This window comes from Nonomuraea antri (assembly GCF_013283785.1).
GTDB classification, from domain to species: Bacteria; Actinomycetota; Actinomycetes; order Streptosporangiales; family Streptosporangiaceae; genus Nonomuraea; species Nonomuraea antri.
On sequence record NZ_JABCPZ010000251.1, the window covers coordinates 1 to 15,117 of the forward strand.

General features: G+C 71.7%; 15 protein-coding genes. 10 read left to right on the forward strand and 5 right to left on the reverse strand.

Annotation, left to right across the window (positions count from 1 at the left end; translation table 11 throughout):
* Nucleotides 1-112: 112 nt before the first annotated feature.
* From HII36_RS46435 to HII36_RS46450, 4 genes are all read left to right on the forward strand, one after another.
* Nucleotides 113-2,581 carry a polysaccharide lyase 8 family protein gene (locus HII36_RS46435; protein WP_328808203.1) on the forward strand — a complete coding sequence of 823 codons (2,469 nt, stop codon included), beginning with the start codon at nucleotides 113-115 and terminating at the stop codon, nucleotides 2,579-2,581.
* Between the two features lie 180 nt (nucleotides 2,582-2,761).
* Nucleotides 2,762-3,067, forward strand: coding sequence for a hypothetical protein (locus HII36_RS46440; protein WP_173529768.1), 306 nt, complete (start codon nucleotides 2,762-2,764; stop codon nucleotides 3,065-3,067).
* A 143-nt stretch (nucleotides 3,068-3,210) separates the two neighbouring features.
* On the forward strand, nucleotides 3,211-3,627 hold the full coding sequence (locus tag HII36_RS46445; RefSeq protein WP_173529769.1) for a DUF5107 domain-containing protein: 417 nt from the start codon (nucleotides 3,211-3,213) through the stop codon (nucleotides 3,625-3,627).
* 57 nt (nucleotides 3,628-3,684) lie between these two features.
* Nucleotides 3,685-5,037 carry a hypothetical protein gene (locus HII36_RS46450; protein ID WP_217370810.1) on the forward strand — a complete coding sequence of 451 codons (1,353 nt, stop codon included), beginning with the start codon at nucleotides 3,685-3,687 and terminating at the stop codon, nucleotides 5,035-5,037.
* On the opposite strand, the gene glgC is transcribed toward HII36_RS46450, so the two are convergent.
* Nucleotides 4,962-6,197, reverse strand: coding sequence for a glucose-1-phosphate adenylyltransferase (gene glgC, locus HII36_RS46455; RefSeq protein ID WP_173529771.1), 1,236 nt, complete (start codon nucleotides 6,195-6,197; stop codon nucleotides 4,962-4,964). The genes HII36_RS46450 and glgC overlap by 76 nt on opposite strands.
* A gap of 168 nt (nucleotides 6,198-6,365) precedes the next feature.
* On the opposite strand from glgC, the gene glgA reads away from it, so the two are divergent.
* The gene (gene glgA / locus HII36_RS46460; protein ID WP_173529772.1) at nucleotides 6,366-7,538 is read left to right on the forward strand and encodes a glycogen synthase; all 1,173 of its coding nucleotides are present in this window, start codon (nucleotides 6,366-6,368) and stop codon (nucleotides 7,536-7,538) included.
* Here glgA and HII36_RS46465 read toward each other — a convergent pair.
* Nucleotides 7,535-7,825, reverse strand: a complete 291-nt coding sequence (locus HII36_RS46465) for a hypothetical protein (RefSeq protein ID WP_173529773.1) — start codon at nucleotides 7,823-7,825, stop codon at nucleotides 7,535-7,537. The genes glgA and HII36_RS46465 overlap by 4 nt on opposite strands.
* A gap of 92 nt (nucleotides 7,826-7,917) precedes the next feature.
* On the opposite strand from HII36_RS46465, the gene HII36_RS46470 reads away from it, so the two are divergent.
* Nucleotides 7,918-9,396, forward strand: a complete 1,479-nt coding sequence (locus tag HII36_RS46470; RefSeq protein ID WP_173529774.1) for an Nramp family divalent metal transporter — start codon at nucleotides 7,918-7,920, stop codon at nucleotides 9,394-9,396.
* Here HII36_RS46470 and HII36_RS46475 read toward each other — a convergent pair.
* Both HII36_RS46475 and HII36_RS46480 read right to left on the reverse strand, forming a co-directional pair.
* A complete protein-coding gene (locus HII36_RS46475; RefSeq protein WP_173529775.1) occupies nucleotides 9,393-9,557 on the reverse strand; it encodes an RNA-binding protein in 165 nt (54 codons plus the stop codon). The two genes, HII36_RS46470 and HII36_RS46475, sit on opposite strands and share 4 nt — an antisense overlap.
* A 76-nt stretch (nucleotides 9,558-9,633) precedes the next feature.
* On the reverse strand, nucleotides 9,634-10,608 hold the full coding sequence (locus HII36_RS46480; RefSeq protein WP_173529776.1) for a hypothetical protein: 975 nt from the start codon (nucleotides 10,606-10,608) through the stop codon (nucleotides 9,634-9,636).
* A gap of 358 nt (nucleotides 10,609-10,966) precedes the next feature.
* Here HII36_RS46480 and HII36_RS46485 point away from each other — a divergent pair, with 358 nt between their 5' ends.
* From HII36_RS46485 to HII36_RS46495, 3 genes are all read left to right on the forward strand, one after another.
* Nucleotides 10,967-11,914: a LysR family transcriptional regulator gene (locus HII36_RS46485; RefSeq protein ID WP_173529777.1), complete on the forward strand. Its 948-nt coding sequence runs from the start codon at nucleotides 10,967-10,969 to the stop codon at nucleotides 11,912-11,914.
* Between the two features lie 70 nt (nucleotides 11,915-11,984).
* Nucleotides 11,985-12,803 carry an NAD(P)-dependent oxidoreductase gene (locus HII36_RS46490; protein ID WP_173529778.1) on the forward strand — a complete coding sequence of 273 codons (819 nt, stop codon included), beginning with the start codon at nucleotides 11,985-11,987 and terminating at the stop codon, nucleotides 12,801-12,803.
* Between the two features lie 50 nt (nucleotides 12,804-12,853).
* Complete coding sequence (locus HII36_RS46495; RefSeq protein ID WP_217370811.1) at nucleotides 12,854-13,207, forward strand: winged helix-turn-helix transcriptional regulator; 354 nt, start codon at nucleotides 12,854-12,856, stop codon at nucleotides 13,205-13,207.
* Between the two features lie 59 nt (nucleotides 13,208-13,266).
* Here the strand turns inward: HII36_RS46495 and HII36_RS46500 are convergent, their stop codons facing one another.
* Nucleotides 13,267-13,671, reverse strand: coding sequence for a nitroreductase family deazaflavin-dependent oxidoreductase (locus tag HII36_RS46500; RefSeq protein WP_173529780.1), 405 nt, complete (start codon nucleotides 13,669-13,671; stop codon nucleotides 13,267-13,269).
* Nucleotides 13,672-13,807: 136 nt separating this feature from the next.
* On the opposite strand from HII36_RS46500, the gene HII36_RS46505 reads away from it, so the two are divergent.
* A partial coding sequence (locus HII36_RS46505; protein WP_407940875.1) for a hypothetical protein occupies nucleotides 13,808-15,117 on the forward strand: 1,310 nt, incomplete at its 3' end.

Genomic DNA, 15,117 nt, shown 5'->3' on the forward strand with positions numbered 1-15,117 from the left:
ATCAAGAGGCGTGCGGCGGGCCGGTGCTCGGCGGGGGCGGGCACGATCGGGGACGGTACGCCGGGGTTGCGGGTGCGGTCGCATGTCCGGATATAGGGCGATAATCCCAGGCGTGGCGGGATATTCCAGGCGGTCGGCGCTCGTGCTCGGCGGGCTCGCGGCGGCCGGGGTCGCGCTTCCCGCCACCGGGTCCGCCCCTGAGCCGCCCACCGTGCGCGTCCCCGAGGGGGCGGCCGCCGCGCTGGCCACGGTGACCGCCCGGTGGCGCGCGGTCAGCGCCGGTGCTTCGGGAGCCTCCGGGGCTTCGGGGGCTTCAGGGAGCGGTCAGGGTGCCTCTTCGGGCGACCCGAGCGTGCCGTGGTACGACCCGGGTGCGGAGCCGTACCGTGGGCTGCTGCTGAGGCTGGGCCGGGCGGCGGCCAGGTATCGGGACTCGATGGATCCCCGGCCCGGGTCGCTCTGGCCCGGCCTGGCCTTCCCCGCCTTCGCCGGCACGCCGCGCAGGCTGCGCGCGATGGCGAGGGCGTACGCGCTGGCCGGCACCGGCGTGACCGGCGACGCCGCGCTCGGCGCGGCCGTCGCGACCGGGATCGGCCACTACCTGCGGCAGGTGTACGCGGCCGGCGCCGAGCCCGCGGGCAACTGGTGGCACTGGCGCATCGGCGTGCCCAAGTCCCTGCTCGACGCGGCCCTGCTGATCGGCCCAGAACGGGTCGGCCCAGAACGGATGGGCCCAAAGCTGATCGGTCCCGAGCTGATCGATCCGCGCGAGGCCGGGGCGTTGCTGCGCGCGGTCGACCACTTCGTCCCGGAGACCGTGCTCGCCCGCTACGCCGGCAACTCCACCGGGGCCAACCGGGTGGACCTGTGCCTGGTCATGCTGCTGCGCGGGCTCCTCGGCGGCGACGCGCGCAAGGTCACGCTGGCCGCCGCCGCGCTCACCCCGGTCTTCCCGTACGTGACGGAAGGCGATGGCTTCTACCGGGACGGCTCGTTCATCCAGCATTCCACCGTTCCCTACCAGGGCGGGTACGGGGTGTCGCTGCTGTCCGGCCTGGCCACGCTGTTCGCGGTGCTGCGCGGCACGCCCTGGCAGCTCGACGCCCCGGTCGTCTTCGAGTGGGTGATGGGGAGTTTCGCGCCGTTCGTCCGCGACGGGTTCTGCATGGACCTGGTCAGGGGCCGCGGCATCGGCCGGCGACCGTACGGCGACCACGACAAGGGACGGGAGATCGCCGCGGCCGTCCTGCTGCTCGGTGAATCCGCCCCGGCCGCCGACCGGGCGCGCTGGCAGGCCATGGTCAAGGGCTGGGCGCGCCGCGGCGTCCCCGGACGCCTGCTCGACACCGACGACCCGGCCTTCCACGCCAGGCTCTCTGCCGTGCTCGCCGACGAGACGATCCCGGCCGCGGACGAGCCCTCGGGACACCGGCTGATGCCCAGCAGCGCACGGGCCGTGCACCGCAGGCCGGGGTGGTGCGCGGCGCTCAGCATGTCCTCGGACCGGGTGGCGCACTACGAGCACGGTAACGGCGAGAACCTGCGCGGCTGGCACACCGGCTCGGGAATGCTCTACTGGTGGGCCGACGACCACGGCGACCCCCACGCCAACCGGCAGGGCGACCACCACGCCGACCACTACTCCGACGCGTTCTGGCAGACCGTCGACCCCTACCGCCTCCCCGGCACCACCGTCTCGGCCCGCCGCCTGCCCGACGGCGCGGGCGGCGCGTGGGGCGAGGCCCGTCCGCCCTGGCGCTGGGTCGGCGGCGTGACGGACGGCCGGTACGCCGGCGTCGGGCAGCACCTGAGCGGCCTGGAGAGCAGCCTGGAGGCCGTCAAGTCGTGGTTCTTCCTCGACGACGCGGTGCTCTGCCTCGGCGCCGGGATCACCGCCGATGACGGGACGGCGGTGGAGACCGTCGTCGACAACCGCAGGACCGCCGCGCCGCTCACCGTCGCGGGCGCCTGGGCCCACCTGGAGGGGCACGGCGGCTACGTGCTGCCGGACGGCACCGCCGCCCTGCACGTGAGACGCGAACGCCGAACGAGCGAGGCGGCCGGCCCCGTGTCCAGGGACGCCGTGTCCAGGGACGCCGTGGCGAGGGACTACGTGACGCTCTGGCTCGATCACGGCGTCGACCCCGCCGGCGCCGACTACGTCTACCACCTCCTGCCCGGCGCCACCGCCGCGTACACCCGGGCCAGGGCGGCCGACCCCGGCTGGGCGCGCGTGCTCGCCAACACCGCCGGGCAGCAGGGCGTGCACGTCCCGTCGCTGGGGCTCACCGCGGTCAACTTCTGGGTCGCCGGGACGGTGGGCGCGCTCACCGCCTCCGCCCCCTGCGCGGTGCTGATCGTGGCACGCCCCGACGGCACCGCCACGCTGTCCGTGGCCGATCCCCGCCGCGACCTGGACATCCTGACCGTCACCTGGAACCGGCCGGTCGCCGCGGTGCTCCACCGCGATCCGCTGGTCACCGGCGTCACGACGGGCGCCGCGCTCACCCTCGTCCACGAGTGGCCGACCGGCGGCGCGGGGGCCTCGCACACCACGACGATCCGCGTGGCCGGCCCCTGATCCGGCATCCGCAGCAAGCCGACATCCCCGTCGTGACCGCTCAGGTGACGACATGACGTCGATGTGACCCGTCCGAACCGGCAAAGCGACGAGATGAATCTCGGCGTGGCGTTACCCCACGATCCGGACCGACTACGTACAGTGATCACCGATGTCACTTCGTGATTACAGGGGGAGATCATGAAAGGTAGCCTCATCGCCGTCGGCGGTGCACTGGCCGCTGCCGCGGTGGTCGCGCTGGCCGGCCCGGCCAGCGCGGACCCGGGCCACGGGAGGGTCGTCTCGTGCGACCTGAGCACGTCTGACGAGACGACGTCGCTCCGCATTCACCCGTGGGGTGTCTCGGCCACCGAGCGCGACGCCGACGCGTGCGACGACGGCCTCGTTCGCCGTCCGAGCTACGACTGGCGTCACGGTCACGGCCACGGCCACGGTCACCACTGGGGCCACGGCCTCTGGCCGGGTCACTTCGGCGCCTGGTTCTGATCACGCCGGTAGGGTCCGGTTCCGGGGCATCGCGCCCCGGCCGGACCCCCTCCGCCCCTCCACCCCTGCTCTTCGCCCGTCAGGCGAGGAGCCGCTCGCCCCGGCTTAGGATCGCGCTCTGGTCTTCTGACTCGGGGAGCATCATGAGCACTGCCGTGCGTCCGGACAGCCTCCACCTGCCCGCGGCCGAGCCGCCGGTGGCCGGTCCGCTGCCCATCCTGCACGGCACCCGGGCACGACCGGGCATCACCGGGGCCGATGCGGAGATGACCGCTCAGATCCGCCACGGTCAGCCCACCTCCCTCCTGCCCTACACCAAGCAGGACGGATACACCCGGTTACGCACGCTCCGCGACATCCCGGTCGTGGTGGTGGAGAACGAGGTGTTGAGCGCCACGTTCGTCCCTTCTTACGGCGGCCGGCTCTGGTCGCTGGTGCACCGGCCGTCCGGCCGTGAGCTGCTGCACCGCAACCCCATACTCCAGCCCGCCAACCTCGCCCTGCGCGACGCCTGGCCGGCCGGAGGCGTCGAGTGGAACCTGGGCGCCACCGGGCACTGACCGCTCACCTGCGAGCCGCTGCACGCCCTGCGCACGTCCGCCCCGGACGGCACGCCGATGTTGCGCATGTACGAGTTCGAGCGCATGCGCCGCCTGGTGCTCAGCATCGACGCCTGGCTGCCCGAAGGCTCGCCCACGCTGTTCGTCCAGGTGAGCATCCACAACGTGACCGGGGACGAGACTCCGGCCTACTGGTGGTCGAACATCGCCGTCCCCGAGGCGGCCGACGTCCGGGTGGTCGCGCCCGCCGCGCGCGCCTTCCACTTCGACTACACGGCCGACCTGCGCACGATCGACTTCCCCGCACTCGACGGCACCGGCCGCGGCCTCGCGCACGTGTCCACCGACCGGTTGCGCGGGCGCAAGCTCTTCCACCGGGGTACCGGCGTGGGCGGGCTGCGCCGGCAGGAATGGCTGAGCGGGCCCGACGCCCGCTACCTGGAGATCCAGGGAGGTCTGGCACGCACCCAGCTCGAACACCTGCCGATGCCCGGGCACACCACCTGGACCTGGATCGAGGCGTACGGGCTGCTCGAAGCCGACCCGGCGAGCGTCCACGGCGGCTGGGACGAGGCGCGGCGGGCCGCCGGCGAGGCGGTGGACCGTCTGGTGCCGCCGGGCGTGCTCGAAGGCCTCCTGGAGGCCGCTGAGCGCCAGTCCGCACCTGCGGAATGTCATGGTGAGCGGCTGGCGCACGGGTCAGGCTGGGGCGCGCTGGAGGTGCTGGCGCAGGCCGTACCCGAGCTGGACGGCCTGCCGTTCGGCGAGCCGGGCGCGGAGCAGCGGCCGTGGGCCGAGCTGTGGCGTACCGGACTGCTGCCCGCCAGCGATCCGCCCGCCGCGCCCGTCACCGGCGGGCACTGGCGCGAGCTGCTGGAGAAGCACCCGGCGGACCGGCACGCGCGCTACCACCTCGGGCTGGTCAGATGGGCCGACGGCGACGCGGAGGGGGCGCGGCGGGCCTGGACGGAGTCGCTGGAGCTGCGCCGCACGCCCTGGGCGCTCCGGTGCCTCGCGGAGAGCACGCGCCTGGCCCCTCTCAGATCGGAAGCCGCGGAGAGCGTTGCAGATGTGGCGCGGGAGATGGCCCCGCTGCTGCTCGAAGCGCACGCGCTGGCCCCCGGCGTGCTCCCGCTGACCGTGGAGCTGCTGCGCGCCCTGCTGGCCGCCGGGCTCGCGGACAAGGCGCTCACCAGGATCGACGCACTCGACCCCGGCCAGCGGGCGGATCCGCCTGCTGGAGGCCGGGGCCGGAGATCGAGGAACGGGCCCGCCGAGAGCACCCGCTCCCCGCCGCCTACGACTTCCGCATGTGGTAGCCGGGCGGGCGGGGGTCAGCGGTCCACGATCTCGTTCTTGCCGATCACCACGACCCCGCCGCGGGTCAGCGCGAACCTGGTGCGGTCGTAGTCGAGGTCGAAGCCGATGCGGGCGCCGTCGGGGATCACCACGTTCTTGTCGATGATCGCCTTGCGCACGATCGCCCCCCGCCCGACCTTGACGTTCTCCATCAGCACCGAGTCCTCCACCAGCGAGTGCGAGTGCAGCACCACGTTCGGCGACAGGATCGACCGGCACGCCGTGCCACCCGAGACGATCACTCCCGGCGACACCAGCGAGTCGATCGCCCGGCCCACCCGGTCGCCGTCGTTGTGCACGAACTTGGCCGGCGGCAGCGGGTCGTGCCCGGTGAAGATCGGCCACTTGTCGTTGTAGAGGTTGAACACCGGGTGCGCCGAGATCAGGTCCATGTGCGCCTCGTAGTACGCGTCGAGCGTCCCCACGTCGCGCCAGTAGCCCCGGTCGCGCTCGCTGGAGCCGGGCACCACGTTGTTCGCGAAGTCGTAGACGTCGGCGCCGCCCGACTTGACCATCATCGGGATGATGTTGCCGCCCAGGTCGTGTTTGCTGGTCGGGTCGAGCGCGTCTTCACGTAGCGCGTCGATCATGGACTGCGTCTTGAACACGTAGTTGCCCATCGACGCGAACACCTCGTCGGGGGAGTCGGCCAGGCCCACCGCGTCCTTCGGCTTCTCCCTGAACGCGACGATCCTGCGCCCTTCCGGATCGGTCTCGATCACCCCGAACTGGTCGGCCAGCGACAGCGGCTGCCTGATGGCGGCCACCGTCACGTCCGCGCCGGAGTCCTCGTGCTGCTCGACCATCTGCCGCGGATCCATCCGGTAGATGTGGTCGGCGCCGAAGACGATGACGTGCTCGGGCATCTCGTCGTAGATCAGGTTCAGGTTCTGGAAGAGCGCGTCGGCCGAGCCGGAGAACCAGCGCGGGCCCAGCCGCTGCTGCGCCGGCACCGGCGTGACGTAGTTGCCCAGCATCGCCGACAGCCGCCAGGTACGCGAGACATGCCTGTCGAGGCTGTGGTTCTTGTACTGGGTCAGCACCACGATTTTCAGGTAGCCGCCGTTGGCCAGGTTCGACAGCACGAAGTCGATGAGCCGATACATCCCCCCGAATGGCACGGCCGGTTTCGCCCGATCCGCCGTGAGCGGCATGAGCCGCTTACCCTCTCCACCTGCCAGCACGACCGCAAGCACCCTCCGGGACCTCATGTCCAGGACGCTACCCCCAAATGGCCGATCTATCGACGAAACCCCGCACGGCACTCTCCCCTCGTGTCCCACTCTGCTGGGATTTGTACATCAACGTGCCCGTCGCAGGCGCTGACCGCGGCCTTGTCAATGCGTGCCCGGCGCTTGGGTTCCTCGTAGGGTCTAGTCATGCGCGTTGATCTGCTCAGCCGTGAGTATCCGCCCGAGGTGTACGGCGGGGCCGGGGTCCACCTGGAATACCTGGCCAGGGAGCTGCGGAAACTGGCCGACGTCCGGGTGCGCTGCTTCGGCGCCGACCGCGACGTCACCGGCGTCTCCGCCTACCGGGTGCCCGGGGGATTGGAGCACGCGAACGCCGCGCTCCAGGTGCTCGGCGTGGACCTGGAGATGGCCGCGGGATGCGAGGGCGCGGACCTCGTTCACTCGCATACCTGGTACGCCAATTTCGCCGGGCATGTCGCGAAGCTGCTGCACGGCATCCCGCACGTCGTCACCACGCACAGCCTCGAACCGCTGCGGCCGTGGAAGGCCGAGCAGCTCGGCGGCGGCTACACGATCTCGTCGTGGGCCGAGCGCACCGCTCTGGCCTCGGCCGACGCGGTGATCGCGGTCTCGGAGGGCATGCGGAGAGACGTCCTGGCCGCCTACCCGGAGATCAGCCCTGACCGGGTGAGCGTCATACACAACGGCATCGACACCGTCGAGTACGCCCCCGACCCCGGCCTCGACGTGCTGAAGAAGCACGGCATCGACCCGGGCGAGCCGTACGTCGTCTTCGTCGGCCGCATCACCCGCCAGAAGGGCCTGGTCCACCTCCTGCACGCGGCGCGCTCCTTCGACGCGGGCGCTCAGCTCGTCCTGTGCGCCGGGGCGCCCGACACCCCGGAGATCGCCGCCGAGGTCACCGAGCTGGTGCGCGGGCTTGACCGGGAGGGCGTGTTCTGGATCTCGGAGATGCTGCCCAAGCCCGAGGTGATCCAGCTGCTCACGCACGCCACCGTGTTCGTCTGCCCGTCGGTCTACGAGCCGATGGGCATCGTCAACCTGGAGGCCATGGCCTGCGAGACGGCCGTCGTCGCCACGGCCACCGGCGGCATCCCCGAGGTGGTCGCCAACGGCGAGACGGGCCTGCTGGTCCCGATCGACCAGGGCGCCGACGGCACCCCGGACGACCCGGAGCTGTTCGCCGCCGACCTGGCCGACCGGGTCAACTCCCTGCTGCGCGACCCCGACCGGGCCAGGCGCATGGGCGCCGCGGGCCGGGTCAGGGCGATCGAGCACTTCTCCTGGGAGCGCATCGCGCAGCGCACGCTCGACCTCTACAGCTCGCTGACGGGCTAGTTGCGCGCGATGAAGTGCAGGATCACGTTGTGGACGTGGTGCGCCTTGTTGTCCCCGCGGAACTCCACCTCGTACGTGTGAGTCCCCACATGGACGGCGATGGAGCCGGAGGAGAAGAAGTTCCCCGCGAACGACTTGTCCTGCACGATCACCCGGCGGTCGGTCAGCCCGAGGAAACCGGTGCCCGCGCCGATCGCGTCGTACACCGCGATGATCTGCTCGCCGGGCATCAGCCCGCTCTGGATCTGCGCGAGCTGTTCCTGCCTGTCATACGGAATCTCTGCCATGACTGATCATCGAACGGGCGCCGCCGTTCGTTCCCTTTGGGCCTTGCTGAGGAGATGGTTCAGGACCACGCTGAACCTCAGGAGGCAGTGAGATGTCGCATCCACTCGGAGTCAGCCGCCCGGATCTCGAAGTCGCCGACCTGCCCACGCCCGAGGAGGTCTTCAAGGTCTCCAGGATCGGGCCCAAGGAACTGGTCAAGTTCGCGGTAGGACCGAGCCTGATCGCGCTCGGCATCTCCATCGGCAGCGGCGAATGGCTGCTCGGGCCGCTGAACGTGGGACAGTACGGGTTCGTCGGCGTCGGCTGGGTCATCCTGGTCTCGGCCCTGCTGCAGACCTTCTACAACGTCGAATGCTCCAGATACGTGGTGGCCACGGGGGAGACCCCGGTGGTCGGGTGGGGCCGGGTGCCGCCCGGCTGGCCGCTCTGGGTGCCGCTCTCCGTCCTCATCGTGATCTTCGCGTTCATCGCCGGCGGGTGGGCGGGCGCGGCAGGGCAGGGCGTCTACGCGCTGGTGCACGGCGTGGCGCCGCCCGCGGGGGCGCAGGAGCCGCGGCTGTGGGGCGTGGCGCTGCTCGTGCTGGTGTTCCTCATCACCGCGACCGCGCGGCGCATCAGCCGGGCGCTGGAGCTGGCCAACTGGATGATGGTCGGCGCCATCCTGCTCGCCCTGCTCGTCGTGGACCTGTTCGTGGTGCCCGCCTCGCTGTGGTGGGAGGGCATCAGAGGGTTCTTCACCCCGGCCGCGCCGCCCGCCGGCATCACCGCCACCCAGCTCGGCGCGCTGGCCGGCTTCACCGCGCTGGCCTCCGGCCTCAACTGGTACGTCATGGGCCACTACCGCGACAAGGGCTACGGCATGGGCCACCGCGCCGGGTACCTCGCGGGGCTGCGCGGCGGCCGGCGCGAGATCCTGGCCAGCGGCGTCACGTTCCCCGACGACGAGCGCAACCGGGGCCTGTGGCGGCGCTGGTACCGATTACTGCTGGTGGACATGTGGGGCGTGTTCTTCGTCGGCGCCATGTTCGGCATGCTGCTGCCGACCATCCTCATGGCCCAGGCGGTGAACCTGTCGGGCGAGAAGCCGACGCGGGGCAACGTGCCCACGTTCGTGGCCGCGGCGCTCGGCGACGAGTACGGCCGCACGGTCTTCTACGTGGCGCTGGTGCTGGGCGTGCTGATCCTGTTCTCCACGCAGCTCGGCATCTTCGAGGCCATGGTCCGGGTGACCACGGACGCCGCCCACGCCACCAGCCCGCGGCTGCGGGCCAGGATCGAGGGCGACCCGCGGCGGTTCTACTACCCGTTCATGATCGTGCTGCTGGTGGTCATCTCGGTCATCATCCAGTTCAACCTGCCGGTGGGGCTGGTGGAGTGGTCGGCGAACATGTCGAACCTGGGGGCGTTGCTGTACCCGTTCCTGCTGATGTACCTCAACAGCAGGCTGCCGCGGCCGGCCAGGCCCCGGCCCTGGCACTACGCGATCCTGGTGCTCAACTTCCTGTTCTTCGGCTTCTTCTTCGTCAACTTCATCGCGGACTTCGTCGGCGAGCCGCTGATCACGTTCTAGTCGCGCGGGTGCGCTCGACGGTCGTGCGGCAGGTCGAGGAGGCAGGGGCAGGTGCCGGGCCGGCCGGGCAGGCCGAACAGGACGCGGACGTGTGCCGGCCGGGGAGGGGTTCCGCCGCCTGCACGGCGGACCGCCTCGGCCCATCTGGTCAGGAGTTTCATCGCGTCCAGCGTGCCGACGCGGCGCTGTCGCCGTCCAACACCGGAAATTTCGTGATTGACGCGGTTTTGTAGTTAATCAGGACGCGCAGGGGTGTGCGGTGATGCGGGCCAGGTCCACGACGACGAACCGGTTCCCGCCGGCCCGCCAGTACACGATGGGCCCTTCCGGCGTGTGCGCGCCGAGCCGGATCGCGTCCCACGGCAGCTCGGCCCGGGCCAGCGTGGCGGATCCGAGAAACGCCTGCCGCCGCGTGCAGATGTCGTAGAGCTGGACGATCGCGCCCAGCGCCGAGCCGCCGAAACTTCCCCCGTACTGCCGGCCGGGCATGCGGAGCAGCACGAGCCGGTTGTGGATCGGCGGCTTGAACATGAGAACGGTCCCCGGCACGGTGACGCGTCCGCCGCCGTCGGCCTTCAGCACCACCACCTCGTCCGAACGGCCGTCCGCGCCGACACACCAGACGGAATCGCAGGCCAGGGGATGGCCGGTCGCGTCGACGTCGATCTCCTCGCCGGTGCCGAGATGGATGATCGTCTTCGCGGCCGCGTCGTGGGCCCACGGCCACGAGCTCACGTGCGCGCGGTCGCCCGGGCGGACCTGCTCGGGCGTTCCACCGGCCAGCGGGACCCGCCAGATGTCGCTGTCGATTCCCCACCAGACCGCGGTGTTTCCGACGATCTGGAACCCGTCGACATACGCTTCCTCGGCCTGGAGATTCTCCGGCAGGCGCACGGCCATGCGCATCGCGCCGCCGGTTCTCGGCATCGTCCAGATTTCGTAGTGCCGCTTTCCGCCTGTCGTGGCGTCCGGGGCGTAACCCTTGACGATGACGGCTATCAGGTCGGCGCCGATGGCGGTTTTCTGAATCTCGAAGCAGCCGCCGCACGAGGCCCATTCCGGCGCCCGCGCCAGCAGCCGCCGGGACTTGGTCCTGGTGTCGAAACCGAAGAACGCGGGACGGCGCGCTTGGGCGATCAGCAGGATCTCGTCCCGGCCGAGCGCGCCGACCGGCCACAGCCACGTACCGTCTTCGAGCTCGGCCGGGAGCATGCTGACGGCCTCGGGCCAGACCTCCGTGGCAGGAGCCAGGGCCGGTGGCCGCCGAATCACCGGCTCCGGGGATTCATCGGGGGTTCCGAACATCAGGAAAATCGATAAGGCCGCGACCGCGCCGATGAGCGTGGCCGGGGCGATTCTCCACCTCATTCGAGCCGGCCTTCGACGCCCATTTCCCGCCCCCTGTCGTCCCCGTCACAAATGCCTCACAGAATAGGAGTCGCGCGGGCCGCAGGTAAACCGTTCCCGGTGCGCGGATTCGCGTATCGGCCGGCGTCCGGGGACAATGGACGCCTCACCCGACCTCCTTCTCGCGGCCGTCGGATCGGCGCGGGGCGACCCTGGTAGAGGCATGGATCTGAAATTGCTGGCCAGATTCGTCGCCGTGGCGGAAGAGCTGCACTTCGGCCGGGCCGCGGCGCGGCTCTACGTGGCGCAGCAGGCGCTCAGCCGCGACGTGCGCCGCCTGGAGGAGCAGCTCGGCGTCACGTTGTTCGTCCGCTCCACCCGCCGCGTCGAGCTGACCGACGCGGGCGACCGCCTCCTGCCCGCCGCCCGCCGGCTGCTCGCCATGTACGACGAACTGGTCGCGACCGTCCGCGGCGGGGACCGTCCGCTGCTCGTCGACGTCAACATGCAGGGCCACGAGCTGCCGCAGCCGCTGGTGCGCGCCAGGGAACTGGCGCCCGACGCCGAGATCCTGGCCCGCTTCCACGGCGGCCTGACCGCCGGCGTGGCGGCGATGCGCGAGGGCAGGCTCGACGTCTCACTCGGCCGCTTCGCCGGACTGCCCGCCCGGCTGCGCGCCGGACTGACCCAGGTGCCGCTGCGATTGTCGCAGCTCGCGGTGCTGGTGCCGTCGAGCCATCCACTGGCCGCGCTCGGCGAGGTGCCGCTCAGCGTCCTGGCCGACTTCCCGCTGGACGTCATGGAGGGCAGCCCGTCCACCGCCGAGTGGACCGACCTCGGCCGGCGCCTGGCCGCCGACTTCGGGCTCAAGCTCGCCCGTCCGCACGCGCCGCCGGTCGGCGTCGAGGAGATGGGCCACTACCTGCGCAGGCACGGCGAGCCCGTGCTGTCGAGCGCCCACGTCGCCGGAGTGCCGGGAGCGGTGACCCGGGTGCTGACCGACCCGGTGCCGCTGGAGCTGACCAGCCTGGTCTTCCCCGAGAACCTGCGCCACCCCGGCCTCGACGCGCTGCTGACCGCCACCGCCGAGCTGGTGCGATCGCGCCACCTGCTGGCCAGGCCGCCGCACTCCTGGCTCCCCGCGGACGACGAGGCCCTGCTGGGCGACTGACCGGCAGGTAACCACGTACTTGGAAGTGCGTTCTTGTGGCGTCCGGCGTCCCGCGGGAACAGTGGTCGGCATGAACGTGAAGCAGCTACGTATCGGCATTCTCGGCCTGGGAGCCATGGGACGCGCGCTCGCCGGCGCGCTCCTCGACGCCGGTCACGAGGTGACGGTGTGGAACCGCACCCCGGGCAGGGCGGACGACCTCCTCGCCCGCGGCGCGCGCGAGGCCCCGGGCGTCGCGGCGACGATCGCCGCCGCCGACCTGACGATCGTGTGCCTACTGAACGACGCCAGCGTCCGCACGACGCTCGAACCCGTCGCCCAGGACCTGGCCGGACGCACACTCGTCAACCTGACCAGCGGCTCGGCCGCGCAGGCACGCGAACTCGCCGGCTGGCTGGCCGGGCACGGGGCCCGGTCGCTGGCCGGCGGCATCATGGCCGTGCCGCCCACGATCGGCACCGTGGGCGCCTTCATCCTCTACAGCGGCCCGCGCGACCTGTTCGACCGGCTGGCGCCCGCGCTCGCCCCGCTCGGACGTCCGCAGTGGGCCGGCGAGGACCCCGGATTCGCCGCACTGTACGACATGGCGGCCTTGAGCGGCATGTACGGCATGAGCGCCGGAGCCGACCACGCCGTGGCCCTGGTCCACGCCGAGGGCGGCGACGTGGCGGCGTTCAAGCGCGAGGTGCTGCGGCCGTGGATGGAGCAGATGCTCCCGTTCATGACCGCCGGCGCCGAGGTGACCGAGGTCGTGTCGGAGGACTACAACCCCGAGATGCAGGCGACCGGACTGGAGACCATGCTCACCGCCTCGGACGCGGCCGGGGTGCCGACGGAACTGTCCGGCCACCTCCGCGCCTCACTCTGGCGCATGCGCCGCACCGCCTGACCCCCGCTGTGCCCGGGCGGATCGGGCGAGGCGGCACACCCCGAACTATCATGGTGCGAATGCGCAACCCGCCCTACATCTGCGCCCTCGACGCCGCGATGGACGTCATCGGCGGCAAGTGGAAGCCGCTCATCCTCTGGGCGCTCGACGAACGGCTGCGCCGCTTCGGCGAACTGCGCCGCAGCCTCCCCGGGGTCAGCGAGAAGGTGCTCGCCCAGCAACTACGCGAACTCGAGGCGGACGGCATCGTCCGGCGAACCGTCTACGACGAGACCCCGCCGCGCGTCGAGTACGACCTGACCGAGGAAGGCGCCGCACTCTACGCCGCACTCACCGCCCTGGGCGAATGGGGCGGCCGCCGCATGCGGCAACTGGACATCACCCCCACCCACGGCAAGCAGTAGGCGCGCGGCGGAAGGCACGAAGAGTCCGAGCCGCACCTAGTGTGGCGTCGGCTGCCGGATTACCGGGTGCGTTCCAGGACGACCACCGGGATCTGGCGGTCCGTCTTCTTCTGGTACTCGTCGTAGTCGGGCCAGGTCCTGGTCATCAGCGGCCACAGTTGCGCCCGTTCCTCCTCGGTCGCCGTCCTGGCCCTGGCCGCGAACTTGTCGGCCTTCACCTGGACCTGCACGTCCGGGGTGGCCTGCAGGTTCTTGTACCACTCCGGGTGGTCGGGGTCGCCGCCCTTGGAGGCCACCACCACGTAGTCGTCGCCGCTCTCCTGGTAGATCAGCGGCGTCGTGTACGGGTTGCCGGACTTGCGACCCTTCGTGGTCAGGAGGAGGACGGTGGTGTCGTTCCAGTCGTGTCCTTCGGCGCCGTCCGTCTCCTGATAGCGCTGCACGTGTTCTTTGCCATAGAGCATGGTCATCGCCTACCCCGCGGCGGCGTGTCCTCACCGCTACGCGCAGTGGCCTGTACGAGAAGTTGACAGAGGCCGGCGCCCTCCTCCGGCACGATGGGTTCTGTACGGCGGGGCATGCCGGTGAGAGCCTGTGCCCATGACCGATCCGGTCCGGGCACTGGAGACTCGCATCGCGGAGTTCGAGCGGGTCGCCGACCCCGAGCTGATCCTGGACCCCGCCGCCCTGGCCGAGGCCGAGCAGGCGATGCTGGCCGGCACCGACGACCTGTCCGACGCCGCCACCTGGCGTCTCATCGGCAAACTGCACCTGGCCAGATACCGGCTGTCGGCCGGCGGCGGCCGGGAGGCCGCCGTGGCGGGCGCGTTCTTCGCCGCCGTGGCCGTCGCCGACCCGGCCCGCCTGCCGGACAGGTTGCGCGGCGCGCGCGTACCGGCGGGCGATCCGGCCGAGACCTGGGCCGGGCTGGTCGAGGAGGTGCTCGGACACGTCGATCCGGGCGAGTACCGGCACCTGGGGCTGCTCGTCCAGGCTCTGGTGCGCCGCGCCATGAGCCGTCCTGCGCCGGGACCGGCCGAGCGGCTGGCCCGGCTGCTCCCGCAGGAGGCCATGCGCTCGCCCGACCCGGCCTGGGCCGCGGACGCGCTGGCGCAGGTCGGCGTCGGGCTGGTGCGGCTGTTCGGGTTGACGGGCGAGCGGGCGTACGTCGACGACGCCGTCCACGTGCTGCTGCGGGCGGCGCTGGCCGCACCGGGACGGGCGGGGGAGCTGGCGACGGTGCTCGACTCGGCCCACCCCGACGACCCGGAACTGACCGCCGCCTACCGGACGGCGGCCGAGCGCGAGCCCGGGCCGGACCGGTCGCGCGCGCTGCTGGCGCTGGCCGACCTGACACGCTCGCGGGCGAACGCGTCGGTGGCGGATGCCGACCTGCTGGCGTTCATCAGGGCCGGGCAGTGCGCGCTGGACTTCTGGCACGACCGCCGCACCGACCCGGCGCTGCTCGCCGCGTACGCGGCTGGGCTGGTGGAGTGGTACGTGGCCACGGGCGACCGACGTTCGCTGGAAGCCGCCCGCGAGATCCAGGACGCGCTGGGCCCCGCGGCAGGAAAGGACTTCGCTCTCCCCGACCTGCCCTATCGCGTCCCCGGCGGGTCGCTCGGCGCTCCTGACGCGTCGAACCGCGGCGATGATTCCGGCCTCGGCGCCGATCCGGTGGCTCGCCGGACCCTGCTGGCCGGGCGCCGCCTGCGCCGCTTCGAGGTCACGGGCGCGGCGGCTGATCTGGAGGTGGCCGTCGAGGTGCTGCGCGAGGCCCTGTCACACGCTCCGGACGCCCATCCGGACCGTCCGGTGCTGCTCGTGGACCTCGCCACGGCACTGCTGCACCGCGCCGCCACCCGCCCGCCGGTCGACAGCACCTCGCCCAGCAGCGCGATGGCCTCGTC